A 21,944-nucleotide genomic window follows, 5' to 3' on the forward strand; every position below is an offset into this window, starting at 1 on the left:
CCGCCCTGCCGATGCAGGAGGCACCGCCCTCCGAAGGAGGCTGCCATGGGCGACACACTCCTGACCCTGTCCATCCCCGCGCTGCTCCTCGCCAGCGGCCTCTACACGGTGGCGAGCACCTGGTGGCGGCGCAGACATCCCGCGCCGCCCTCCCCGTACACCCAGCAGGCCGCGCGACTGGCCGAGGGCCGGGAGCGCTCGTAGGATCTGCCGTCGTGGCCGGTCACGGAGGTCCCCGGCGCGACACCCGGGGCATCGTCGACGCGCCCGAGCTGTTCGCGCACGTACAGTTCCGGCGCCGCGAGCCCGCGCCCGCGCTGCGGCGGTATCTGGAGCACTACTGGCTGATCGACTGGGACCTCGCGCAGCCGTACGCCTCGCATCTCGTCCCGCACCCGAGCGTCAACCTCGTCTTCGAGCGGTACGCGGGCTGCGGCGACGAGGAGGCGGGGTACGCCGAGGTCGCGGGGATCGGCCTGGAGCTGTTCACGCAGAAGCTGGAGGGGCGCGGGCGGGTCTGCGGGGTGCAGTTCCGGCCGGGCGGGTTCCGGCCGTTCGCGCCCGGGGCGCCCGTCTCGCGGTGGACGGGCCGGCGGCTCCCGGCGGCCGACGTGTTCGTACCGCCCGCACCGCCCGCCGCCGTCCTGGACCCGGCGGACGAGGACGCCCGGGTCGCCGCGCTCGACGCGTACCTGCTGGCACTCGGCCCCGAGCCCGACCCGCGCGCCGATCTCGCGATGGACCTGGTGGACCTGGTGCGCACCGACCGCACGGTCCTGCGCGTGGACGGACTCGCCCGCGCCGAGGGCGTGTCGGCGCGCTCCCTGCAACGGCTGTTCGCCGCGTACGTGGGGGTCGGCCCGAAGTGGGTCATCCTGCGCTACCGCATCCACGAGGCGCTGGAGCGCGCCGGGGCGGACCCCGGCGTGGACTGGGCGGCCCTCGCCGCCGACCTCGGCTACAGCGACCAGGCGCACCTGGTCAGGGACTTCACGGCGACGCTGGGCGTTCCGCCCACGGCGCTGGGCGCCCGCTGACGGCCCCGCTGAACAGCGGGAGGACAGCCCAGCAGGACGTCAGTCAGTGCCCGAGCCACGGCCACCGGAACCTGAGTATCAGCCTCAATGTCAGTGCCGCGTCCTACAGTGCGGACATGACCTCTGTGCAGCGCGCCGCGGCGTCGTCCGTACGCATCGAGCCCTGGTCCGACGGCGATCTGGACCTGCTCCGCCGGGCCAACGCGCCGGAGCTGATGGACCATCTGGGCGGGCCCGAGACAGAGGAGCAGCTGATGGCGCGCCACGCGCGTTACGTCGCGCTCAGCGCCGACCGGACGGGCCGGGGCCGGATGTTCCGCGTCGCCCTGGCCGGTGGGGCGGAGGCCGTGGGCTCCATCGGCTTCTGGGAGCGGCCCTGGCGGGACCAGGAGGTGTACGAGACGGGCTGGACGGTCCTGCCGGAGTTCCAGGGCCGGGGCATCGCCTCGGCCGCGACGCGCGCGGTGGCCGACGCGGCGCGCGCCGCGGGCAAGCACCGCTATCTGCACGCCTATCCGTCCGTGGAGAACGGCCCGTCGAACGGCGTGTGCCGCACGACCGGCTTCACGCTGCTCGGCGCGTGCGAGATCGAGTACCCGCCGGGCCACCCGCTCCTCGCCAACGACTGGCGGCTGGACCTGCGCGCGGGCGCGTGAAGCCGGAGGCGGAGTTACTCGTTTGACGGAGACTGCCGCCTCCTGGATATTCATCTGCGTCGCGCAACCTATGCGCAACGCATTCGAACTCGACCCGAGGAGCCCCCATGCTCACGCTCGTCACCGGAGGCCGCGGCCGCGTCGGCGCCGCGCTCACCGCCCTCCTGCACCAGGGCGGCCGCCCCGTCCGCGCCGCCTCGCGCAACGCCGCCGAGCTGGCCCCGCCGCCCGGCGTCCCCGCCGTGACCTGCGACCTCGGCGACCCCGGCACGTTCCCCGCCGCCCTGGAGGGCGTCGACTCCGTCTTCCTCTACGCGGAACCCGCGCACATCGACGCCTTCCTCACCGCCGCCCGGGCCGCCGGAGTACGCCACATCGTGCTGCTGTCCTCCAGCTCGGTCCTGGCCCCCGACCCGACGGCCAACCCGATCGCCGCCTCGCACCACGCGGTGGAGCAGGCGCTGCTCGCCTCACCGCTCACCACGACCCTGCTGCGCCCCGGCGCCTTCTCCACCAACGCCTACGGGTGGGCGGCGGCCTTCCGCTCCGGGCGCCCCGTCGACCTGCCCTACCCCCGCAGCGAGGGCAGCCCCGTCCACGAGACCGACCTCGCCGAGGCCGCCCTCGCCGCACTCACCGACCCGGCCCTCCAGGGCGCCGCCCACCACCTCACCGGACCCGAATCCCTCAGCGCCGCCGAGCAGGTCCGCATCCTGGCCGACGCCACCGGCACCCCGGCCGCCGTCAACGAGGTCAGCCCGGCCGCCTGGAAGGAGGCCACGGCGTCCTTCATGCCGGCCGAGGTCGCCGACGGGCTGCTCGCCTACTGGGCGGCCACCGACGGCACGCCCGCCGAGGTGGCCGACGGGGTGGAGAAGCTGACCGGTCACCCGGCCCGCACCTTCGCCACCTGGGCCGCCGAGCACGCCGCCGCCTTCCGGCCCTGAAATCCGTGGGCGTCGCGGGACCCCCGATGGCATCCTGACCGGGTGAACGGACCGGAGATCCACCTCGAAGTCGCCCCCGAGCTCAGGCTCTTCGTGGCCCACGGGCGCCGGCAGGGACGGACCGCGGTGACCACCGACGGCTCGTCCACGCTCGGCCATGTCGTGGAGTCCCTGGGCATCCCGCTCACCGAGGCCGGCGCACTCCTCGTCGACGGCCGCCCGGTCCCCGCCTCGCACATCCCGGCCGCCGGGGAGCTGGTCGAGGTCCACCCGGTCCCCCGCCCGCAGCCGGTGCCGGGGGCGCCCCTGCGCTTCCTGCTCGACGTCCACCTCGGGACCCTCGCCCGGCGGCTGCGGCTGCTCGGCGTCGACGCCGCGTACGAGAGCGAGGACATCGGCGACCCGGGCCTGGCCGCGCTCTCCGCGAAGGAGCGGCGCGTCCTGCTCTCCCGGGACCGGGGGCTGCTGCACCGCCGCGAGCTCTGGGCCGGGGCGTACGTCTACAGCGACCGGCCGGACGAGCAGCTGCGGGACGTCCTGGAGCGGTTCGCCCCGGCGCTCGCCCCGTGGACCCGGTGCACCGCCTGCAACGGCCCTCTGACGGCGGCCGACAAGGACACGGTGGGCCCGCACCTGGAACACGGGACGCGCCGTACGTACGACGTGTTCGCGCAGTGCGTGGTCTGCGGGCGGGTCTACTGGCGGGGCGCGCACCACGCCCGCCTGGAGGCGATCGTCGCGGAAGCCGTCCGCGACTTCGGCCCGGTGGCGGGCTGAGAGCGGCGCCCGCTCAGGCGTCGCCCTCCCGCAGCCGCGCGATCTGCGTCGTGCTCAGCTCCACCGTCCGCCGCATATGGCCGAGGAGCAGGGCGACCTCGTCGTCGTCGTACGCGTCGAACAGCGCGTCCCAGCCGCCGTTCAGCCGCTTCCACACCGCACCGAACTCCGCCATGCGCTCGGGCACGGCCGCGACGAGCACCCGCCGCCGGTCCGCGGTGTCCCGCGCCCGGGTCACGTAACCCGCCCGCACGAGCCGGTCCACCAGCCGGGTCGCCGAGCCGGTGGTGAGCCCGGTCAGCTCGGCGACGCGGCCCGTGGTGACGGGTGCCGCCTCCAGGCCGAGCAGGTTCAGGCACTGGAGGTCGGTCGGGTGCAGCCCCAGCCGGTCGGCGACGGCCTGGTTGAACAGCGCGTACGCGGCCATGTAGCGCCGCGACACGACGGACATCTCGGCCAGCAGGGTGCTGCGGCGGGGGGACTGCTTCGGCGGCATGCGGAGAGTGTACGGAGCGGAAGGCGGCAGTCCGGACCGGACATTGCGGTCACCACCGCGCGGCGGTGACCGGCACTCGGAACACGTACGGGTCCCCGTGGCACCCTGCTCCCATGTCCGTGCTCCGCTCCATCGCCCTGTTCGTCCTCGCCGCGCTCTTCGAGATCGGCGGCGCCTGGCTCGTCTGGCAGGGCGTGCGCGAACACCGGGGATGGGCCTGGATCGGCGCGGGGATCATCGCGCTGGGCACGTACGGCTTCGTGGCGACCCTCCAGCCGGACGGCGAGTTCGGGCGGGTGCTCGCGGCGTACGGCGGGGTCTTCGTGGCGGGCTCGATCGCCTGGGGCATGGCCGCCGACGGCTACCGGCCGGACCGCTGGGACGTGACCGGCGCGCTGGTCTGCCTGGCCGGGATGGCCGTGATCATGTACGCCCCCCGCAACCACTGACCCCGGTCCGACCGGCCTATCCTGGCCCCGTTCGACCGTACCGTTCAGCCGTCCGAGGAGAGCCCGACCATGGCCGCAACCCCCATCGCCGTCATCACCGGAGCGAGCAGCGGCATCGGCGCCGCGACCGCCCGGCAGTTGGCGGCCTCCGGCTACCGCGTCGTGCTCACCGCCCGCCGCAAGGACCGCATCGAGGCCCTGGCCGCCGAGATCACCGAGGCCGGGCACCAGGCGACGGCCTACGCGCTGGACGTCACCGACCGCGCGGCGGTGGACGAGTTCGCCACCGCCTTCCGCTCCCTGGCGGTCCTGGTGAACAACGCGGGCGGCGCGCTGGGCGCCGATCCGGTCGCCACGGGCGACCCGCAGGACTGGCGCCAGATGTACGAGACGAACGTCATCGGCACGCTCAACGTGACCCAGGCCCTCCTGCCGGCCCTCACCGCGAGCGGCGACGGCACGGTGGTCATCCTCTCGTCGACGGCCGGCCTCTCCACCTACGAGGGCGGCGGCGGCTACGTGGCCGCCAAGCACGGCGAACACGTCCTGGCCGAGACCCTGCGCCTGGAGATCGTCGGCACCCCGGTCCGCGTCATCGAGATCGCCCCGGGCATGGTCAAGACCGAGGAGTTCGCGACCACCCGCTTCCGCGGCGACACGGACAAGGCCGCCAAGGTCTACGCGGGCGTCGAGGCCCCCCTCACCGCCGACGACGTGGCCGACACGATCAACTGGGCGGTCACCCGCCCCAGCCACGTCAACATCGACCTCCTGGTGGTCCGCCCCCGGGCCCAGGCATCCAACTCGAAGGTGCACCGCACCGACTGACCTGTCCGAGGCCCATCACCCGTCCGAGGGAAAGCTCCCCGATCGCCGGAAACAGCGCAGGTCACCCGCATACGGTCGGCACAACTTCATACAGAGCGGCTCTCGGCCCGGGATTGCGGCCCGGCCGAGAGCCTGACCACCAAGGAAGTGGAGCTTCCCGTGGCCGAGCACGACCCTAACGCCCTCACGCTTTTCGACACCGGCCTTCCTGCGCCCCGCACGGGCGGATTCATGGATCTCACCGATCCCGAGTACAGCTACATGTTCGGCTTCGTCCAAGCCGATGGTCACCTGGCTGCCGGGGCAGGCAGAAAAGGCCGCCTCACCGTCGAAATCAACGTGCGGGACATCGCCATCCTGCGTGAGTTCCAGCGGCTCACCCCGTACAACTCCAGCATCAGGGAGCGCGTCCGGGCCACCAACTTCTCCAGCAGCCACCACTCGGCGACCTGGACCCTCTGTTCACTCGAAGCCCGGACTGTGATGAACGAACTGGGCCTTCCGTACGGCAGCAAGTCGCGGCGCATCAAGCCGCCTCGCGTGGATTTCTCCCCACGCGACTACCTCCGGGGTGTGATCGACGCCGACGGATCGGTGGGCTACACCGGCCAGGGCTTCCCGTTCCTGTCGCTCACCACGGCCAGCACGGCCGTGGGCGCGTACCTCTGCTTCTACGCGAAGAAGGTCACCGGCACCCGGCGCTCGATCGCGCGGAACGGCCGGGACGACGTCTACAACATCCTGTACACGATGGAGGCCGCGGTATCGCTGGCCGAGCACTTCTACTATCCGGGATGCCTCGCGCTGCCTCGCAAACAGGCGTCCGCCACGTCTCTCGCCACCTGGCAGCGCCCGCCGGGACTCAAGCCCCGGGCGAAGAACCGGCGCTGGAAGCCCTGGGAGGACGAACTGCTCCTGCGATCGGGCGACGCAGCGGCCGCAGCCGTGGAACTCGACCGCACCACTGCCAGCTGTTCGGTCCGGCTGTGGCGGCTGAGATCGGGGCAGATCCAAGGCTGACCCGGTGGGCGAAGGCGGGCCGGCTCCGGGCCCGCCCGCCTTCAGCCCTTCACGCAGATGACCTGCTTGACCTTGGCGACGACCTCCACCAGATCCCTCTGCTGCTCCATGACCTGCTCGATCGGCTTGTACGCGGCGGGGATCTCGTCCACGACACCCGAGTCCTTGCGGCACTCCACGCCCTGCGTCTGCGCCGCCAGGTCGCGCGCCGAGAAACGCTTCTTCGCCGCGTTCCGGCTCATTCGGCGGCCGGCGCCGTGCGAGGCCGAGTTGAACGCCTTCGCGTTGCCGAGCCCCTTCACGATGTACGTGGCCGTGCCCATGGACCCCGGGATGATTCCCAGCTCCCCCGCACCGGCCCGGATGGCGCCCTTGCGGGTCACCAGCAGGTCCATGCCCTCGTAGCGCTCTTCCGCGACGTAGTTGTGGTGGCAGCTGACCTCCTGCTCGAAGGTCACCTTCGCCTTCTTGAACTCCCTGCGGATCACGTTCTTCAGGAGCGCCATCATGGTCGCGCGGTTGTACTTCGCGTACTCCTGCGCCCAGAAGAGGTCGTTGCGGTAGTCCCGCATCGGATCGGTGTCCGCGAGGAAGACGGCCAGGTCGCGGTCGACCAGGCCCTGGTTGTGTGCCAGCTGCTGCGCCCGGCCGATGTGGAAGTCGGCCAGCTCCTTGCCGATGGCACGCGAGCCGGAGTGCAGCGTGAGCCACACCGCGCCGGACTCGTCCAGCGAGACCTCGATGTGGTGATTGCCCCCGCCGAGCGTTCCCATCTGCTTCGTAGCCCGTTCCTGACGGAATTTGACCGCTTCGGCCACCCCGTCGAACCGCGCCCAGAAGTCGTCCCAGCCCCCGGCCGCGAGGCCGTACAGGCCGGACGGGTCGACCGGGTCGTCGTGCATCCCGCGGCCGACCGGGATGGCCTGCTCGATCTTCGAGCGCAGGCCGGACAGGTCACCGGGGAGGTCGTTCGCGGTCAGCGAGGTCTTCACCGCGGACATGCCGCAGCCGATGTCCACGCCGACCGCCGCCGGGCAGACCGCGCCGTGCATCGCGATCACCGAGCCGACCGTGGCGCCCTTGCCGAAGTGGACGTCGGGCATGACGGCCAGGCCCTTGATCCAGGGCAGCGTGGCGACGTTGCGCAGCTGCTGCATCGCCACGTCCTCGACCGACGCCGGGTCGGTCCACATCCGGATGGGAACCTTCGCACCCGGTACCTCTACATACGACATAACCCCTCGATTCCCCCGGAAAAGTCTGAAAGCGCAAAACCGGCGCCAAGATCGGCAAATAAGTCGGCCGACCGGCGTTCACAGCGGCGCGTGCGATACACATTGTGTCCACCGGCCGCCATGGGGCGGCAACCGTTTTTCGCACGAAGGGAGCCCAGGACCGTGCGACGAATGGCGTACGCGACCGGCGCCGTGCTCATCGCAGCGCTCGCCGCCGGCTGCACCAGTGACAGCGGAGCCAGTGATTCCGCCCCCGACGACAAGCCGGGCATCGTGGCCCCCTCCTCCGCACCCCCGGGCAAGTACCGCACCCTCCCCGACGCCTGCCGCGCCATCCCGCGCGCCACCCTCAAGGACCTCCTGCCGGGCACCGCCGACATGCCGGAGGCCCAGCAGGACAAGGTGTTCGAGGGCGCCGCCACGGTCACGTACGACACCGACCGGCGGATCGGCTGCCGCTGGAAGTCCGACGTCCCCGAGGGCACCCGCAGCATCCACCTGGACTTCGAGCGCGTCGTCTCCTACGACACCGCCGTGAGCGACGACGACCGGGCCCGCGAGGTGTACGCGAAGAAGGAGACCGCCGCCGACCTGCCCGACACCGGCCTGCCGCCGGAGAGCCCCGACGCCTCCCCGTCCGGCTCCGGCGACCCGGACGGCACGGACGAAGCGGACACCGGTACGGAGGACGCCGGCGCGGACGACAAGGGCGCGACCGGCGACACCGACGGCACCACCTCCGGCAGCCCCGCCGACAGCCTCCAGCCCCGGCTGCTGGACAAATTGGGCGACAGCGCGTTCCTGGACGACGCGCTCAGCCGGGCCGGCTCCCCCGCCCGCCACCGCACCGTGAGCGTGGTGTTCCGCACATCCAACGTCATCGTGACCGTCGAGTACACCGCCCAGCCGGCCATGCCCACCGAGGTCCCCGACAGCAAGGAACTCCAGGAGAAGGCGCAGGCACTGGCCCGTCAGCTGGTCGATTCGTTCAACGAGTGACGCCGCCCGGGCCGCCCGGGCACCGCTCCCCGCGCCCACCGGCGAAGGCGGCATCCGGTCGCCGTCCGTCGTACCGTGGCCCTCCGGAGCCACCGGCGGCCGATCGCCGCAGCCTGTCTCCGCACCGCTACCGCCGCACCACCGTCCCCCGACCGCCGCGCCATCCGAGTGAAGGAACCATGCACCGATCAGCCCCGCGACTCACCCGCATACTCGCCTGCGCCGCCGTCCCGGTGATGCTCGTCGTCGCCGGCTGCTCGTCGGACTCCGGCGACAAGAAGGAGGCGGACTCCTCCGCTTCCGCCTCGCCGGAGGCGACGAAGTCGGAACCGGCCGTCGAGGCGGCGAAGTTCGCCGAGCTGCCCGACGCCTGCTCTTCCGTCGAGGCGAAGACCGTGAAGTCCCTGGTCCCCTCGGCCAAGAGCAAGAACGGCACCCGCGGCAAGTCCAGTGACGCGTCCGTCCGCGGCAGCTGCTCCTGGAACGGGCTGGCCGACAAGGGCGTCAAGGGCTCCCAGTACCGCTGGCTGGACGTCGGCTTCACCCGCTTCGCCTCCGACCAGACGCTGGGCAGCGGGGCCGCCCGCGCGGGCGAGGAGTTCGACAAGCAGGTCAAGAAGACCGAGGCGACCGACGGCGCGAAGAACATCGCGACCGGGTCCGTCAGCGGCGTCGGCGACCAGGCGACGAAGATCACGTACGACCAGTCCAAGACGGACGAGGACTTCCGGTTCACCACGATCGTCGCCCGTACGGGCAACGTCGTCGTGGTCGTCAACTACAACGGCGCGGGTTACGCCGGTGCGAAGACGCCGTCCGCCGAGTCCGTCCTGAAGGGCGCCACGATGGCCGTCAAGGACGCGGTCGCGGCCGTCGCCGACGCGAACGCGAAGACCGACGCGTCCCCGAAGGCGAGCGACAAGGCGACCGGCAAGGCGACGGACGAGGGGGCTGACAAGGCGTCCGACACGTCCTCCAAGAAGCCGTCCAAGAAGCCCAGTTCGTCGGCCAAGTCGAAGTCCTCGGACTGACGCCCGCGGCCGCCCCGCCCCCTCCCCCCGCGACACCTCTCGCACACATGTGCCAGGCTGTGCCCGCCGGAAACACGCCACCGGCGACGAGGACAAGGGAAAAGGGAGGGGATGGGGGGTGGCTGCGATGCAGCTGACGCGCACGCATCGGGTGCTGATCGGTCTGGTCGTGGCCGGCGCGGTGCTGATCGCCGCGATCGGCTTCGCCGGTTCGTACGCGGCGGTGCGCGAGCTGGCCCTGAGCAAGGGGTTCGGCGACTTCTCGCTGGTCTTCCCGATCGGCATCGACGCGGGCATCTGCGTCCTGCTGGCCCTGGACCTGCTGCTCACCTGGCTGCGCATCCCGTTCCCGCTGCTGCGCCAGACGGCCTGGCTGCTGACGGCCGCGACGATCGCGTTCAACGGCGCCGCCGCCTGGCCCGACCCGCTCGGTGTCGGCATGCACGCGGTCATCCCCGTCCTCTTCGTCGTCGCCGTCGAGGCCGCCCGCCACGCGGTGGGCCGGATCGCGGACATCACGGCCGACAAGCACATGGAGGGCGTCCGCCTCACCCGGTGGCTGCTCTCGCCGGTCCCCACCTTCCGGCTCTGGCGCCGGATGAAGCTGTGGGAGCTCCGCAGCTACGAGCAGGTCATCAAGCTGGAGCAGGACCGGCTCATCTACCAGGCCCGCCTCCAGGCCCGCTACGGGCGCGCCTGGCGGCGCAAGGCACCCGTCGAGTCCCTGATGCCCCTGCGCCTCGCGAAGTACGGCGTCCCGCTCGCCGAGACCGGCCCGGCCGGCCTGGCCGCCGCCGGCATCGAACCGGCCCTCCTGCCCCCGGCCCCGGGCCCGACGCCGGAACCGGTGCCCGCGGCCGCCCCCGCGGTGGAGACGGCCCAGCAGCACCCGGAACTGCCGGGAACGGCGTCCCCGGACGAGTGGCAGCAGCAGCCCGAGGTCCCCGCGCAGCCCGCCGCCGACGACAACCCGTGGTTCCCGGCTCAGGCGACCGCCAAGGTCTACGAGGGCACGTACGACCCGGACTTCGAGGTCGAGGTCCCCGTCCCGCACCAGGTCCCCTCGGGCCCGGGGGGCCGCACCCGCCCGCTGGGCAACGTGGGCACGGTCGGCAGCACCGCCCCCGGCGGGCAGCCGGAGCAGCTGTCCGTACCGGAACCGGTGCCCGAACCCGTACAGGAGCCCGCGCAGCAGTGGGCGCAGGCGGACGAGGAGTTCGCCGAGATCGCGTACGAGGTGTTCTCGGCGTTCGTCGCGGAGCACAACGACTACCCGAGCATCGCGGTGCTCGACATACACCTGTCGGACGGGCACAACGTCCGCCACCCGCGCAGCGAGGCGCTGATCCGGCAGCTGATGCCGGCCTTCAAGCAGCGCTACCACGCGGAGCTGGAAGCCGACCACATCGCGTAGGCGCGTACGCGTCACGCACGAGGGGCCGCCTCCCACCCGGGAGACGGCCCCTCGACGCATCCGTACTACGCGCCCAGGAGCCTGCGCACCCGGTCCGCCCCCACCGCGAGCAGCAGCGTGGGCAGACGCGGCCCCGTGTCGCGGCTGACGAGCAGCCGGTAGAGCAGGGCGAAGAAGGACCGCTGGGCGGTCTTCAGCTCGGGCGTCGGCTTGGCGTCGGGCTCAAGGCCGGCGAGGACCTTCGGCACGCCGTAGACGAGCGTGGTCAGGCCGTCCAGGGACCAGTGCGTGTCCAGGCCCTCCAGGAGCAGGCGCAGCGACTCGCGGCCCTCGTCGTCGAGCGAGCCGAGGAGGTTCTTGTCGGGCTCGTCGCGGACGATGGTGCGGGCCTCGGCCGGGACCTGGGTGGTGATCCAGCTCTCGGCGCGGTCGAGGCGCGGGCGGGCCTCGTCGAGCGAGGTGAGCGGGTTCGCCGGGTCCAGCTCGCTGAGGATGCGCAGCGTCTGGTCCTCGGCGCCGGCGGTGATGTCGGCGACCGAGGCGAGCGTGCGGTACGGCAGCGGGCGCGGCGTGCTCGGCAGCTCTCCGGCGGCCGTGCCGATCGCGCGGCTGTACGCGGCGGCGTCGGCCGGGAGGACCGTGCCCTCGGCGACCTTGCGGGCCAGCGAGTCCCACTCGTCGTAGAGCCGCTGGATCTCCTGGTCGAAGGCGATCTTGAAGGACTGGTTGGGCCTGCGGCGGGCGTAGAGCCAGCGCAGCAGCGGGGCCTCCATGATCTTCAGGGCGTCGGCCGGGGTGGGCACGCCGCCCTTGCTGGAGGACATCTTGGCCATGCCGGAGATCCCGACGAAGGCGTACATGGGCCCGATGGGCTGGACGCCGTCGAAGATCTCGCGGACGATCTGGCCGCCGACGACGAACGAGGAGCCGGGTGAGGAGTGGTCGACGCCGCTGGGCTCGAAGATCACGCCCTCGTAGGCCCAGCGCATGGGCCAGTCGACCTTCCAGACCAGCTTGCCCCGGTTGAACTCGCTGAGCCGGACGGTCTCGGCGAAGCCGCAGGCGGTGCAGGTGTAGTTCAGCTCGGTGGTGTCGTCGTCGTACGAGGTGACGGTGGTGAGGTCCTTCTCGCAGTTGCCGCAGTAGGGCTTGTACGGGAAGTAGCCGGCGGAGCCGCCGCTGCCGTCGTCCTCACTGGCCGCGCCGGACCCGGCCTCGGCCTCCAGCTCGGCTTCGTCCACCTTCTTCTGCTGCGGCTTCTTGCCGCCCTTGCCGCCGGCCGCGGGGTCCTTCTTGGTGCGGTAGCGGTCGAGGATGGCGTCGATGTCCGCGCGGTGGCGCATGGCGTGCAGGATCTGCTCGCGGTACGTGCCCGCGAGGTACTGCTCCGTCTGGCTGATGGGGTCGTACTCGACGCCCAGCTCGTCCAGGGCCGCGGTCATGGCCGCCTTGAAGTGCTCGGCCCAGTTCGGGTACGCGGACCCGGCCGGGGCGGGCACCGAGGTCAGCGGCTTGCCGATGTGCTCGGCCCAGGACGCGTCGATGCCGGGGACGCCGTTCGGCACCTTGCGGTAGCGGTCGTAGTCGTCCCAGGAGATCAGGTGGCGCACGGTGTACCCGCGGCGGCGGATCTCGTCGGCGACCAGGTGCGGGGTCATGACCTCGCGGAGGTTGCCCAGGTGGATCGGGCCCGACGGGGAGAGGCCGGAGGCGACGACGACCGGTTTGCCAGGCGCACGACGCTCCGATTCGGCGATGACCTCGTCCGCGAAGCGGGAGACCCAGTCGGTCTCGGTGCTGCTCTGACTCTGAGCCACGGTCGGCACGTCCTTCTCTCGTGTAGGACTCGTAGGGGCACCGACCATTCTCCCAGGTGCGGGCCGCAGTACGAAAACGGCTTTACGCCCCGTGGAGGACGGGACCGGTCCTTTGTCCTCCACCGGAACGGCAGCCGGCTCATGGCCTCGGTCGATCCCCTCCTTTCCACGCTCCGGCCGCGGACCTGGTCGAGGACGCCGAGGTCCCGGAACCCGGCAGGACAGTCCGGCCGAGGTGGTCGAGAACGGCTGGTCCTCTGCGGCGTCACCGCCCGCACCGCCTACTCGGGCCGTCCCAGCGTCCACCCCGAGATGTCGGACAGCCGGCCGCGCCACAGCGGGAGCCGCAGCGGAGCCGCGCCGCCGCAGATGAGGGTCGCGTCCCGCAGGTGGATCCACCGGGGCAGGAAGGGGACGTCCTCGTCCGCCTGCGCCTCCTTGACCCCCTGGTCCACCGTCTCGGGGAACTCCGCCAGGAGGTTCGCTCCTTCGCCCTCCACCTGGCGCAGGCTCCGCGCCCATTCCGCCTTCCACGACTCGTGGCCGATCACCTCGCCGTGCAGCACCCCGGCGGGTACGGCCAGCGTCAGCGGCAGGCCGGACCGGGGCTCGCGGTCGAGCAGCCGCAGCAGCATCTGGAGCTGTAGGTCGGGCACCGGCTGGGTGACGAACGCGAGTGCGTCCCGGACGGGGTCGGCGGAGTCGGTCATCTGCTGTTCCCTTCGGCCACGGCCTCTTCCCGGCGCCCTGCCGGGCCGGAATGTCCATGCCCCGTCTGCCCGCGAATGGCGGTGTTCAGTCCCCGGCCGCGCGTACTGAAGAAAAGCCGGATACGCCTGGGTCCTGAGGGAAGGAGAAGGGTCCAGACCGTTCGACGATCATTTCTCCGGGGGAGAAAATGACTGACCTCGACTCAAGGGCGGTGTCTCCCTCACCGCACCCGATGGCGGTGACCGAGCCCCCGCCGTCCAAGGCGGCCGACGCGCGGGCGGCGGCCAAGGCGTTCCTGGAGACACTCGACCCACGGCCGGCGGTGACGACCCTCCAGGACCTGCTGCTCCTGGTGTCCGAACTGGTGACGAACGCGCTCCGGCACGCCGGCGCGGTGACCGCGCTGGCCTTCGGAGCGGACAAGGACACGCTGTACGTGCAGGTCGGCGACCCCAGTCCCGACCTGCCACAGCAACGGACACCCGATCTTCGCGGGGGTACGGGCGGCTTCGGCTGGCCCCTGGTCCTGCGGCTGGCCAAGAGGGTCGACGTCCGCCGCCACCCACCCCGGGGAAAGCTCATCGTCGTGGCGATGGCGCGCTGACGCGCCACGCTCACAGGAAGCGGCGCAGCGGCCGCACCGACGCCTCGCGGAGCCGTTGCACGACAGGCCTGCGCCGCCACCTCCGGCCCTCGATGCGCTCGCTCACCTCCAGGTCCTCCGAGAAGTGGGCGTCGAGCGTCGCGGTGAGGTCCCGGTCCATCACGGCGAGCATGACCTCCTCGTCGTGGTCCAGGGAGCGGCGGTTGATGTTCGTGGACCCGATCAGCGCGGCGACCCGGTCGACGGTGAGGACCTTGGCGTGCATCATCGTCGGCTGGTAGTGGTAAATCTTCACGCCGCACGCCGTCAGCCGCTCGTAGTACAGCTGCCCGGCGAGCTGGCAGACCCGCTTGTCCGTGTGCGGGCCCGGCAGCAGGATCTCGACCTCGACCCCGCGCCGCGCCGCCGCGCACATCAGCTCCACGAAGAAGGCGTCCGGGGCGAAGTAGGCGGTGGCGATCCTGACGCGTTCCTCGGCGGTCTCCAGGACGACCCGGAGCAGGGTCTGCATGTCCTGCCAGCCCACGCTGGCCGAGCCCCGCACCACCTGCACCACGGCGTCGCCCTGCGGCGGGATGTTCCGGAACCGGTCGCGCGCGTCGAAGAGTTCGTCGTGGCACTCGGCCCAGTTCTGCGCGAAGGCCGCGGCGAGCCCGTCGACGGCCGGGCCGCGTACGCGGACGTGCGTGTCCCGCCACTCGTTCTCGTTCCGCGCGTCGCCGCACCACTCCTCGGCTATCCCGACGCCGCCGGTGAACGCGGTCTCCTCGTCCACCACGAGGACCTTGCGGTGGCAGCGGTGGTTCTGCTTCAGGGGCGAGAGGTAGAGCGGCTTGCGGAACCACGCGACCTGGACGCCCGCGTCCTCCATGGCCCGCAGCTGGTCCTTCTCTATGAGCCTGCTGCCGAACCCGTCGAGCAGCAGCCGCACCCGCACCCCGGCCCGCGCCCGCTCGGCCAGTGTGGCCGCGAACTCCCGCGCGATGTCGCCGCGCCAGTAGACGAACGTCATCATGTCCACGGTGTGCTCGGCGGCCCGGATGCCGGCCAGCATCGCGGCGAAGATCGCGTCCCCGTTACGAAACGGGACGAGCTCGTTCCCCTCGGTGGCGGCGATCCCGATGAGCCGTTCCAGCCGCCGCCTGAGCCGGTGGGCGCGCTCCACGAGGACCGCGTCCTCGTGCGTGACGGGCTCCTCCGGCCGCAGTTCGGGTCTGTCGTCGGTGCCGCTGGTCATGTCGTCGCTCCTCGAAGGTGTCGGTGGCTCCCGGGCCAGAGACCATCTTCCCCGCGACGCGCCCCACACGCCGTACGCCCGTTCGCCCACCGGTCACCCGTACGGGGCGATGCGGCGAGGCGGCGAGTGCGTCGAGGTCGCGGCGCACACCGCCGCCGTGCACGTGCGCGACCCCAAGAACCCGGACGGCCCCATGCTCACCGTCGCGCCCACCAACTGAGCGGCTTTCACCGGGCACGTGGGGCGCCGAGCTCCGTAACCAAGGGGGCCGGTTCCCTCATTGGTCTTGACCAATTTCCCCAAGTATGAGAATCATGGCCGGAGTCGCCACAGAACCTTCATAACTGCTCCGCAGGAGACCACCGCACCATGCGCATACCGACCTCCGCCGCCCTCGCGGCGCTCGGCGGTGCCCTCGTTCTCGGGCTCACCGTCGCTCCGGCCGTCCAGGCCGCCCCCGCCTCGGCGGACTGCACCACCGACGCCTTCGGGATCGCCGGTAAGTACGGCGAGTTCGTCCTCGGGGACGACGTCCACTCCCCCGACGCGGAAGGCGCCGTGGCGGTTGGGGGGAACGCCGACTTCAAGGGCGGGTTCAGCGTCGGCAACGAGCTGACGGCCGCTCAGGTGGACGCGTTGCCGGGCCGGGCCTCGCTCGTCGTGCGCGGCGACCTGCTCAACGGCGGTTCGGCCACCGTGGTGATGAAGGGCAACGCCGTCGTCGGCGGCACGGTCGAGGGCCGGGCCGTCGACCTGCACAACGGCACCTTCAGCAAGAAGGCCGGTCTGATCGACTTCGACGGCGAGTTCGCGAAGCTCCGGTCGTACTCGGACGCGCTGGCCAAGGAGTCGGCGGCCTCCGGCGCCACCGTGAGTCTCGACGGCAACCGGCTGACGCTGACCGGCACGGACACCGGCCGGAACGTGTTCTCGGTCGAGGCGTCGCAGCTGGAGAAGGCGAAGGAGGTCTTCGTCAAGGTCCCGACCGGGGCGACGACGATCATCAACGTCACCGGCCAGACGTACGACATGGCGACGGCCGGCACGACGGGCTTCTTCCTGTCGGGCGGTCAGGACTTCGTCCTGGACGACAAGTCGCAGAGCGCGCAGGACGGCGCGATCCGCGCCAAGCTGCTGTGGAACTTCCCGAACGCCACGAAGGTCGTCAAGAACAGCCAGGCGGCCTGGCCGGGCAGCGTGCTCGCCCCGTACGCGCACCTGGAGCTGGGCAACGCCGCCCCGGTCAACGGCTCGGTCTGGGTGGCCTCGCTGCACGGCTCGGGCGGCGCGGAGACGCACCACTTCCCGTTCACCGGCTGCCTGCCCGAGGTGCCCGGCACCCCGAAGCCCAGCACGACGCCGAGCGGCACGCCCTCCACGACGTCCCCGGCGACCACCACCCCGTCGCCCTCGGCCACCCCGTCCGGCACCGCGACGCCGTCCGGCACCCCGTCGGGCACGACGACCCCGGGCGCCCCGGCCCCGTCCGCCGGCCCCTCGCAGCCCGAGGGCGACCTGGCGACGACCGGGAGCAGCAACATGGTCCCGCTCACCGTCGGAGGCGCCGTGGTCGTCGCCGCCGGTGCGGGCCTCGTGGTCATGGCCCGCCGCCGCAAGCGCGCCTGATCCGTCTGAGCGGCACGCGACCCGGGAAGGGCCGCGTGCCGCTCAGCGCTTTTCCCAGACCGACGTGTCGTAGCGGTAGTAGTACTCCGGGCGCCCCGCGATGCTGCTCGTACGGAACGGCTTGCCGCCGTCGTCCACGCGCAGGGTGCCCGTGCGGCCGCCGCTGGACCACTCCAGCTCCAGGTACCAGCTGACGTCGTGGCCCTCCACGTGCGCGTCGAGGTCGAAGACCTCCACATCGCTGGACGACACCCGGAACGGGAAGTCCTTGGCGGGCACGGTCTCGTCGCCCTGCTTCCCGGCGACCGGCTGGAGCGCCGGGCGGCTGTCGTCCAGGTCCACCTTGAAGGACTGGGGCTCGATGCCGCTGCCGCAGCCGTCGCCCATCGAGAACGCCGGCTGCTGCACGGGCGCCCGCTGGCTCAGCACCTTCACCCGGAGCCCGGTCAGGACGACGGCCTGCGCGGAGGTGCCCTGCACGGTCAGCTCCAGCTTCATGGAGCCGCCGTCCACCCCGCCGAGTGCCCGCGCCCAGCCCCGGGTGCTGTTGGGCGGCGGCGGGGGCGGCACGGTCGCCGGGTCCTGGCCCACCAGGTAGAACTGCCCGCAGGGCTCCTCCCAGTTGTACGAGCTGATGGTCACCGTGGGCGGCCGCCCGGTCCGGCCCCCCGGCGCGCCGGTGGTGCGCGAGGCGGACGGCGACGTGCGTGCGGAGGGGCTGGCCGAGCCCGCGCTCGCGGAGGGACTGGGCCGTTTCGACGCGCTGACCGAGGGCGAGGGGCTGTACGGGGACGCGGAGACGGCGTCGGCGCCCTTCCCCGCCGTCGTGCCGCCCGCACTCGGGGCGCCTGCGGCCGCGTCCGAACCGGTCTGCTTGAGCTGACCGATGACCACGGCGGTGGGCACGGTGAGCGCGACGACGGCTGCGGCGGCGAGGAGCACGCGCGTACGGGCGGAGGCCCGGCGCCAACGGGAGGCGGCGGGGTCTTCGCGTACGGGCTCGGGGCCCACGGGCTCGGGCATCGGTGCGGGCTTCACGGCCTCCGGCTCCGGCACGACCTCCGGCTCCACGGGCACGGGCTTCACGGCCTCCGCCGGAACCGCCGCTTCCGCCTTCCCCCGCCCCCGCGCCGCGTCCGCGAGGATCCACCGGCGGTGGACCTCCACCAGCTCGTCGGCGGTCGCCCCGCAGAGGCGGGCGAACCGCTCCACGGGCGCGAACTCGCCCGGGACGGCGTCCCCGTTGCAGTACCGGTGGAGCGTCGACGTGCTGACGTGCAACCGGCCCGCCAGCACCCCGTAACTGCGCCCCGAACGGTCCTTCAGTTTCTTCAGCAGGCCCGCTAGTTCCTCGGCCTCCGGCGTCGCCATCGCGGCGTTCCCCCTCCTGGTCCGTCCCGGATCACCGTTCCAGGGACGTGGAATCTGCCCAGGTCACAGTACGCGCAGGCATTCCAGCATCCCCAATGGTGTGTCGGGCGTTGCGGCCGGAATCCGTCGTGCCACAAGCTCGGACCACACCGCAACGACCACGGGGGCCGACCAGTGCGAACCCTCTTCCGCGTCGAGCTTGCCGATGCGCTGGCGATCGGGGTGGTGATCGTGACGACCGCGATCGTCCTGCTCCTGATCTGCCGGAACTGACCACGCCGGCACGACCGAAACACCTCACGACCGAACACACTTCACGACCGAACACACATACGGGGAGTACCACCATGCGCAGCAACCGCATCCGCACCACCGTCCTCGCGGCGACCGCCGTGCTCGCCGCACTCTCGCTCACGGCGTGCGGCGGGGACGACGGCACCGACGCGAAGAAGCCGGCGGCGTCCGTCCAGGCCACGGGCGACTCGCCGTCGGCCACGCCGGAGAAGGACTCGACGGCCGCCACGGACACCGAACCGGCCGCCGACACCGCCGAGCCGGCCGACAAGCCCGCCGACAAGCCCGCGGAGTCCGCCGCGAAGCCCGCGTCCAAGCCGCAGCCCAAGCCGAAGCCCAAGTCCCCGGTCACCTGCACCGGCGCGAACACGAAGGTCACCGTCACCAAGGTGAGCCGCCCGATCAACCACCTGCTGCTCACGGTCACCAATACGGGCGACCGCCCCTGCTACGCGTACCACGCGCCGATGCTCCGCTTCGACGGCGCGCAGGCGGTGTTCCGGGTGCTGGACGACAGCAAGCCGCAGGCGGTCGTGGCGCTGGGCCCGGGCCAGTCCGCGTACGCCGCGATCGGCCTGACGGGCGAGCCGAACGGCCAGAAGCCGTACCCGAGCAAGCACCTCGGCGTCACCTTCGCCGACCGCGCCGACGCGCCGCTCAACGGCTCCCCGGTCGAACTGACCCTGCCCGCCGGCACCTACTGGGACGACAACGGCTTCGTCACCTACTGGCAGAGCGAGATGGACCAGGCGCTCGTCTACTGACCGCCCAGCTCGACGTCGAACCAGATCCGATGCGTGCCGTCCTCGTCGACGGCGATACCGCCGCCCCCGCTGATCCCGGCGAGGGCGGCGGTCCCGCTCCCCGGCACGACCGAGAAGAACTCGACGGCCCGGTCACTGCCGTTGGCGGCGGCCGAGTGCACGAAGTTGAACGTGCCCTCGTGCCCGCCGAGCGCCCCCTCGAACGACTCCATGGCGACGTACGTACCGACCCCCGACGCCTGGTCGAAGGCAGCGGTGAACAAGGTCGTGGACCGCCCCGCCACCTCCCCCTCGAAGGTCTTCACGATGGTCGCCACCCCGACGGGCAGCGCGGTGACGACCTCGGGCTCGGGCTTCAGCTCGGAGGGGATGAACGAGTTGACGATGAAGGTTCCGGAAGCTCTCATACGCCCGATCGTAGGGGCGGGGTACGACAGTTGAGGGCCCTACGCGGTGGGGGCCCTACCATCGGCGCCATGGCCCTGTTCGTCCACCTGACGCCCGCCGCGAACGCGGCCCGCATCCGCAGGTCCGGCATACGGGCCGTCAGCCGGGGACCGGACGGCTCCAAGGGCGTGTTCTGCTTCCCGGTCCTGCCCTCGTACACCCTCACCCACCAGTGGCTGCGCGAACTCGCCCGGCACGGCGGCCCGCGCGGACTCGTCGCCGTCCATCTGCGGCTGCCGGACACCGCATCCGTCACGGTCGGCCACTACAGCAACCGCCCGGGCCGCGCCCACACCGACGTGACCGCGAGCGAGGCGGTGCGCAGGACGGCCGCGCTGGACGATCCGCGCGGCTGGGAGGTGTTCGTGCCCAGGTCCGTCACCCGCGCCGAGATCCACCGCGTCCGCGCCGTCCGCCAGGTGACCGGCTGGCGCTACTTCCCGGACTCGAACGGCAGGGAGCCCTGCACCTGTTACGGCTGCCGGGTGCGCGGCGAGTACGGCTCGCGACGGCTGCGCCGCAGACGGCCCCACCCGTTCGACGGCCCGGCGCCCGCGACCCCCGTCCTGCTCCGGCGGATCGAGGAGGCGGGCGACCCGGGCGACCCCGCCGAGCTGCGCGCGGCCCTGCGCTGGCTCGGCACGCGCCGCCGGGGCCCGCTGGACCGGGTCGCCCGCCTCGCGGACCACCCCGACCCCACGGTCCGCGCGGCCCTGGCCGAGGCGGTGGGCCCCTGGCGGACCCCCGGCGCCGAGGCGCTGCTGCGCCGCCTGGCGGAGGACTCGGACGAGGACGTGCGGGAGGCCGTCGACCTCACGGACCGGCTGGGCGGCGACTGAGTACGACGACTCATGTGCGAGGACGCCGCGCCTGGTGGAATCGCACGCATGTCGCATCCCGTCGTCACGGACGACCGCCCCCGGCACGCCTGGATCGCCTCGCTGATCTCGACGGTGGTCACCCTCCCGCTCGCGTTCCTCGCACTCGCCTACAGCATGTTGGCGCCGATGGCCTGCGACTCGTGCACGGACGAGGCCGCCGACCGCTTCGACGCGAGCTTCGACACCGCCTGGACGGTCTCCTGCTGTGGCCTGGTCCTCAGCCTGGCCGTGCTGCTCGCGAGCTGGGTCTGCACGCGCACCAGGCCGGCCGCCGCGATCCTCCTCTCCGTGGCCGCCCCCGTCACCGTGTTCCTGACCTGGGGATTCTTCATGGGCCTGGTGGACTGGCCGTAGGCGCCCGGACGCCGAACTCGCACCACACGACCTTGCCGGGCACCCGCTCCCCCACGCCCCACCGGTCCGCCAGCGCGTCGACGATCACCAGCCCCCGCCCCGACTCCCCGTCGGGCACCCGCACCCCCGGCTCGCCGTCCCCGCTGTCGTGCACCTCGACCCGGACCTGACCCTCGTCCCGCAGCCACAGCATCAGGCGGTACCCGCGCCCCGGCGGCACCCCGTGCACCAGCGCGTTGGTCGCCAGCTCGCTCACGCACACCACCACGTCGTCCGCCCGCGCCCCACCGAACCCCCAGTCGGCCAGTGCGCTCCGTACGTACTCCCTGGCCTCCCGGACCGACCGGCGCTCCCGCCGGAAGAACCGCTCGCGCAGCTGGGGGAGTTGCATCGTCTCGTTCATGCAACGAGCGTCACACTCGGTGACTAGGCTGTCGCAGTGCGCAGACCCGTACACCTTTCTTGTACGGGTCGGGCGCGTGTGACGTACGAACGCGGGTGGGAAGTGGGGACCGTATGCAGCCCAGGAAGCGGCAGCGCAGGAACGCGTCGGCAATGAAACTCGTGGGCGCGCTGGTCGCCCGGTTCCGCATCGCGGCAGAACTGACCCAGCGCCAATTGGCGGAACAGACGTGCACCCAGCCGGAGACCATCGCCTCCGTCGAACAGGGCAGACGCGCCCTGCAACTGCCTTTGGCCCGCCGCATGGACACCCTGCTGGACACCAAGGGGGCACTGGCGACGGCGGTGGAGAACCTGCCGGAGGTGGACCTGATCCCGGCTTGGGCGGAGGAGTACCTCGACCTGGAACGGGAGGCGCTCACCCTGTCCTGGTTCGAGAACCAGGTACTGCCAGGGCTGCTCCAGACGGAGAGCTACGCGCGTGCGGTGTTCCGCACCGATGTGCCCGCTCTGACCGAGGAGGAAATCGAGCAACGCATCGCGACAT

At 72.1% G+C, this 21,944-nt stretch carries 26 protein-coding genes; 18 read left to right on the top strand and 8 right to left on the bottom strand.

Translation table 11 applies throughout. The annotated features are described in order from the left end of the window. Positions 1-45 precede the first annotated feature (45 nt). From ABZ565_RS30405 to ABZ565_RS30425, 5 genes are all read left to right on the top strand, one after another. The gene (locus ABZ565_RS30405) at positions 46-204 is read left to right on the top strand and encodes a hypothetical protein (protein ID WP_361033888.1); all 159 of its coding nucleotides are present in this window, start codon (positions 46-48) and stop codon (positions 202-204) included. 11 nt (positions 205-215) lie between these two features. Beyond that, complete coding sequence (locus ABZ565_RS30410; protein ID WP_361033891.1) at positions 216-1,037, top strand: helix-turn-helix domain-containing protein; 822 nt, start codon at positions 216-218, stop codon at positions 1,035-1,037. 116 nt (positions 1,038-1,153) lie between these two features. Further along, a complete protein-coding gene (locus ABZ565_RS30415; RefSeq protein ID WP_361033894.1) occupies positions 1,154-1,693 on the top strand; it encodes a GNAT family N-acetyltransferase in 540 nt (179 codons plus the stop codon). Positions 1,694-1,800: 107 nt separating this feature from the next. Continuing rightward, complete coding sequence (locus tag ABZ565_RS30420; RefSeq protein ID WP_361033897.1) at positions 1,801-2,640, top strand: NAD(P)H-binding protein; 840 nt, start codon at positions 1,801-1,803, stop codon at positions 2,638-2,640. A gap of 42 nt (positions 2,641-2,682) precedes the next feature. After that, positions 2,683-3,417: a Mut7-C RNAse domain-containing protein gene (locus ABZ565_RS30425; protein ID WP_361033900.1), complete on the top strand. Its 735-nt coding sequence runs from the start codon at positions 2,683-2,685 to the stop codon at positions 3,415-3,417. A 13-nt stretch (positions 3,418-3,430) separates the two neighbouring features. On the opposite strand, the gene ABZ565_RS30430 is transcribed toward ABZ565_RS30425, so the two are convergent. Next, on the bottom strand, positions 3,431-3,913 hold the full coding sequence (locus tag ABZ565_RS30430; protein ID WP_361033903.1) for a MarR family transcriptional regulator: 483 nt from the start codon (positions 3,911-3,913) through the stop codon (positions 3,431-3,433). 113 nt (positions 3,914-4,026) lie between these two features. Between ABZ565_RS30430 and ABZ565_RS30435 the strand changes: the two genes are divergently transcribed. From ABZ565_RS30435 to ABZ565_RS30445, 3 genes are all read left to right on the top strand, one after another. Beyond that, positions 4,027-4,362 carry a YnfA family protein gene (locus ABZ565_RS30435; protein WP_361033906.1) on the top strand — a complete coding sequence of 112 codons (336 nt, stop codon included), beginning with the start codon at positions 4,027-4,029 and terminating at the stop codon, positions 4,360-4,362. A 69-nt stretch (positions 4,363-4,431) separates the two neighbouring features. Next, positions 4,432-5,190 (top strand): SDR family NAD(P)-dependent oxidoreductase, encoded by a 759-nt coding sequence (locus ABZ565_RS30440; RefSeq protein WP_361033909.1) that lies wholly within the window; start codon positions 4,432-4,434, stop codon positions 5,188-5,190. Positions 5,191-5,349: 159 nt separating this feature from the next. After that, positions 5,350-6,210 (top strand): hypothetical protein, encoded by an 861-nt coding sequence (locus tag ABZ565_RS30445; RefSeq protein ID WP_361033912.1) that lies wholly within the window; start codon positions 5,350-5,352, stop codon positions 6,208-6,210. A gap of 41 nt (positions 6,211-6,251) precedes the next feature. Here the strand turns inward: ABZ565_RS30445 and ABZ565_RS30450 are convergent, their stop codons facing one another. After that, positions 6,252-7,445, bottom strand: coding sequence for an RtcB family protein (locus tag ABZ565_RS30450; protein ID WP_361033915.1), 1,194 nt, complete (start codon positions 7,443-7,445; stop codon positions 6,252-6,254). Positions 7,446-7,616: 171 nt separating this feature from the next. Here ABZ565_RS30450 and ABZ565_RS30455 point away from each other — a divergent pair, with 171 nt between their 5' ends. The 3 genes from ABZ565_RS30455 to ABZ565_RS30465 all read left to right on the top strand — a co-directional run bounded on the left by ABZ565_RS30455 (position 7,617) and on the right by ABZ565_RS30465 (position 10,889). Beyond that, positions 7,617-8,444, top strand: a complete 828-nt coding sequence (locus ABZ565_RS30455) for a DUF3558 domain-containing protein (protein ID WP_361033918.1) — start codon at positions 7,617-7,619, stop codon at positions 8,442-8,444. Between the two features lie 179 nt (positions 8,445-8,623). Continuing rightward, positions 8,624-9,475: a DUF3558 domain-containing protein gene (locus ABZ565_RS30460; protein ID WP_361033921.1), complete on the top strand. Its 852-nt coding sequence runs from the start codon at positions 8,624-8,626 to the stop codon at positions 9,473-9,475. Between the two features lie 127 nt (positions 9,476-9,602). Continuing rightward, complete coding sequence (locus ABZ565_RS30465; RefSeq protein ID WP_361034014.1) at positions 9,603-10,889, top strand: DUF2637 domain-containing protein; 1,287 nt, start codon at positions 9,603-9,605, stop codon at positions 10,887-10,889. A gap of 65 nt (positions 10,890-10,954) precedes the next feature. Here ABZ565_RS30465 and lysS read toward each other — a convergent pair whose 3' ends face one another. Both lysS and ABZ565_RS30475 read right to left on the bottom strand, forming a co-directional pair. Beyond that, entirely contained in the window at positions 10,955-12,715 is a 1,761-nt protein-coding gene (lysS, locus tag ABZ565_RS30470) for a lysine--tRNA ligase (RefSeq protein WP_361033924.1), read from the bottom strand. Positions 12,716-12,987: 272 nt separating this feature from the next. Further along, positions 12,988-13,416, bottom strand: a complete 429-nt coding sequence (locus ABZ565_RS30475; protein ID WP_361033927.1) for a hypothetical protein — start codon at positions 13,414-13,416, stop codon at positions 12,988-12,990. A 233-nt stretch (positions 13,417-13,649) separates the two neighbouring features. Here ABZ565_RS30475 and ABZ565_RS30480 point away from each other — a divergent pair, with 233 nt between their 5' ends. Continuing rightward, entirely contained in the window at positions 13,650-14,021 is a 372-nt protein-coding gene (locus tag ABZ565_RS30480) for an ATP-binding protein (protein ID WP_361034017.1), read from the top strand. Between the two features lie 10 nt (positions 14,022-14,031). On the opposite strand, the gene ABZ565_RS30485 is transcribed toward ABZ565_RS30480, so the two are convergent. After that, a complete protein-coding gene (locus ABZ565_RS30485) occupies positions 14,032-15,258 on the bottom strand; it encodes a phospholipase D-like domain-containing protein (RefSeq protein ID WP_361033930.1) in 1,227 nt (408 codons plus the stop codon). Between ABZ565_RS30485 and ABZ565_RS30490 the strand changes: the two genes are divergently transcribed. After that, the gene (locus ABZ565_RS30490) at positions 15,257-15,478 is read left to right on the top strand and encodes a DUF397 domain-containing protein (protein WP_361033933.1); all 222 of its coding nucleotides are present in this window, start codon (positions 15,257-15,259) and stop codon (positions 15,476-15,478) included. The genes ABZ565_RS30485 and ABZ565_RS30490 overlap by 2 nt on opposite strands. Positions 15,479-15,627: 149 nt before the next feature. Then, complete coding sequence (locus ABZ565_RS30495) at positions 15,628-16,884, top strand: choice-of-anchor A family protein (protein ID WP_361033936.1); 1,257 nt, start codon at positions 15,628-15,630, stop codon at positions 16,882-16,884. A 42-nt stretch (positions 16,885-16,926) separates the two neighbouring features. Here the strand turns inward: ABZ565_RS30495 and ABZ565_RS30500 are convergent, their stop codons facing one another. Then, positions 16,927-18,255: a helix-turn-helix transcriptional regulator gene (locus tag ABZ565_RS30500; protein ID WP_361033939.1), complete on the bottom strand. Its 1,329-nt coding sequence runs from the start codon at positions 18,253-18,255 to the stop codon at positions 16,927-16,929. 347 nt (positions 18,256-18,602) lie between these two features. Here ABZ565_RS30500 and ABZ565_RS30505 point away from each other — a divergent pair, with 347 nt between their 5' ends. Further along, positions 18,603-19,313, top strand: coding sequence for a DUF4232 domain-containing protein (locus ABZ565_RS30505; protein WP_361033942.1), 711 nt, complete (start codon positions 18,603-18,605; stop codon positions 19,311-19,313). On the opposite strand, the gene ABZ565_RS30510 is transcribed toward ABZ565_RS30505, so the two are convergent. Continuing rightward, a complete protein-coding gene (locus tag ABZ565_RS30510; protein WP_361033945.1) occupies positions 19,307-19,720 on the bottom strand; it encodes a DUF3224 domain-containing protein in 414 nt (137 codons plus the stop codon). The genes ABZ565_RS30505 and ABZ565_RS30510 overlap by 7 nt on opposite strands. A 69-nt stretch (positions 19,721-19,789) precedes the next feature. Between ABZ565_RS30510 and ABZ565_RS30515 the strand changes: the two genes are divergently transcribed. After that, positions 19,790-20,599 carry a HEAT repeat domain-containing protein gene (locus tag ABZ565_RS30515; protein ID WP_361033948.1) on the top strand — a complete coding sequence of 270 codons (810 nt, stop codon included), beginning with the start codon at positions 19,790-19,792 and terminating at the stop codon, positions 20,597-20,599. 48 nt (positions 20,600-20,647) lie between these two features. Then, a complete protein-coding gene (locus ABZ565_RS30520; RefSeq protein ID WP_361033951.1) occupies positions 20,648-20,995 on the top strand; it encodes a hypothetical protein in 348 nt (115 codons plus the stop codon). On the opposite strand, the gene ABZ565_RS30525 is transcribed toward ABZ565_RS30520, so the two are convergent. After that, entirely contained in the window at positions 20,970-21,398 is a 429-nt protein-coding gene (locus ABZ565_RS30525) for an ATP-binding protein (RefSeq protein WP_361033954.1), read from the bottom strand. The two genes, ABZ565_RS30520 and ABZ565_RS30525, sit on opposite strands and share 26 nt — an antisense overlap. A gap of 152 nt (positions 21,399-21,550) precedes the next feature. Here ABZ565_RS30525 and ABZ565_RS30530 point away from each other — a divergent pair. After that, positions 21,551-21,944, top strand: a 394-nt coding sequence (locus ABZ565_RS30530) for a Scr1 family TA system antitoxin-like transcriptional regulator (RefSeq protein ID WP_361033957.1), incomplete at its 3' end; no start/stop codon positions are given.

Source organism: Streptomyces sp. NPDC016469 (assembly GCF_040632905.1).
Lineage (GTDB): Bacteria > Actinomycetota > Actinomycetes > Streptomycetales > Streptomycetaceae > Streptomyces.

Bases quoted from the DNA above. Each gene is read 5' to 3' on its own strand.
- ABZ565_RS30405 (WP_361033888.1), top strand. From the start codon at position 46: ATGGGCGACACACTCCTGACCCTGTCCATCCCCGCGCTGCTCCTCGCC.
- ABZ565_RS30415 (WP_361033894.1), top strand. From the start codon at position 1,154: ATGACCTCTGTGCAGCGCGCCGCGGCGTCGTCCGTACGCATCGAGCCC.
- ABZ565_RS30420 (WP_361033897.1), top strand. From the start codon at position 1,801: ATGCTCACGCTCGTCACCGGAGGCCGCGGCCGCGTCGGCGCCGCGCTC.
- ABZ565_RS30430 (WP_361033903.1), bottom strand. From the start codon at position 3,913: ATGCCGCCGAAGCAGTCCCCCCGCCGCAGCACCCTGCTGGCCGAGATG.
- ABZ565_RS30435 (WP_361033906.1), top strand. From the start codon at position 4,027: ATGTCCGTGCTCCGCTCCATCGCCCTGTTCGTCCTCGCCGCGCTCTTC.
- ABZ565_RS30440 (WP_361033909.1), top strand. From the start codon at position 4,432: ATGGCCGCAACCCCCATCGCCGTCATCACCGGAGCGAGCAGCGGCATC.
- ABZ565_RS30450 (WP_361033915.1), bottom strand. From the start codon at position 7,445: ATGTCGTATGTAGAGGTACCGGGTGCGAAGGTTCCCATCCGGATGTGG.
- ABZ565_RS30455 (WP_361033918.1), top strand. From the start codon at position 7,617: ATGGCGTACGCGACCGGCGCCGTGCTCATCGCAGCGCTCGCCGCCGGC.
- ABZ565_RS30460 (WP_361033921.1), top strand. From the start codon at position 8,624: ATGCACCGATCAGCCCCGCGACTCACCCGCATACTCGCCTGCGCCGCC.
- ABZ565_RS30465 (WP_361034014.1), top strand. From the start codon at position 9,603: ATGCAGCTGACGCGCACGCATCGGGTGCTGATCGGTCTGGTCGTGGCC.
- ABZ565_RS30475 (WP_361033927.1), bottom strand. From the start codon at position 13,416: ATGACCGACTCCGCCGACCCCGTCCGGGACGCACTCGCGTTCGTCACC.
- ABZ565_RS30480 (WP_361034017.1), top strand. From the start codon at position 13,650: ATGGCGGTGACCGAGCCCCCGCCGTCCAAGGCGGCCGACGCGCGGGCG.
- ABZ565_RS30490 (WP_361033933.1), top strand. From the start codon at position 15,257: ATGTCGTCGCTCCTCGAAGGTGTCGGTGGCTCCCGGGCCAGAGACCAT.
- ABZ565_RS30485 (WP_361033930.1), bottom strand. From the start codon at position 15,258: ATGACCAGCGGCACCGACGACAGACCCGAACTGCGGCCGGAGGAGCCC.
- ABZ565_RS30495 (WP_361033936.1), top strand. From the start codon at position 15,628: ATGCGCATACCGACCTCCGCCGCCCTCGCGGCGCTCGGCGGTGCCCTC.
- ABZ565_RS30500 (WP_361033939.1), bottom strand. From the start codon at position 18,255: ATGGCGACGCCGGAGGCCGAGGAACTAGCGGGCCTGCTGAAGAAACTG.
- ABZ565_RS30505 (WP_361033942.1), top strand. From the start codon at position 18,603: ATGCGCAGCAACCGCATCCGCACCACCGTCCTCGCGGCGACCGCCGTG.
- ABZ565_RS30510 (WP_361033945.1), bottom strand. From the start codon at position 19,720: ATGAGAGCTTCCGGAACCTTCATCGTCAACTCGTTCATCCCCTCCGAG.
- ABZ565_RS30515 (WP_361033948.1), top strand. From the start codon at position 19,790: ATGGCCCTGTTCGTCCACCTGACGCCCGCCGCGAACGCGGCCCGCATC.
- ABZ565_RS30520 (WP_361033951.1), top strand. From the start codon at position 20,648: ATGTCGCATCCCGTCGTCACGGACGACCGCCCCCGGCACGCCTGGATC.
- ABZ565_RS30525 (WP_361033954.1), bottom strand. From the start codon at position 21,398: ATGAACGAGACGATGCAACTCCCCCAGCTGCGCGAGCGGTTCTTCCGG.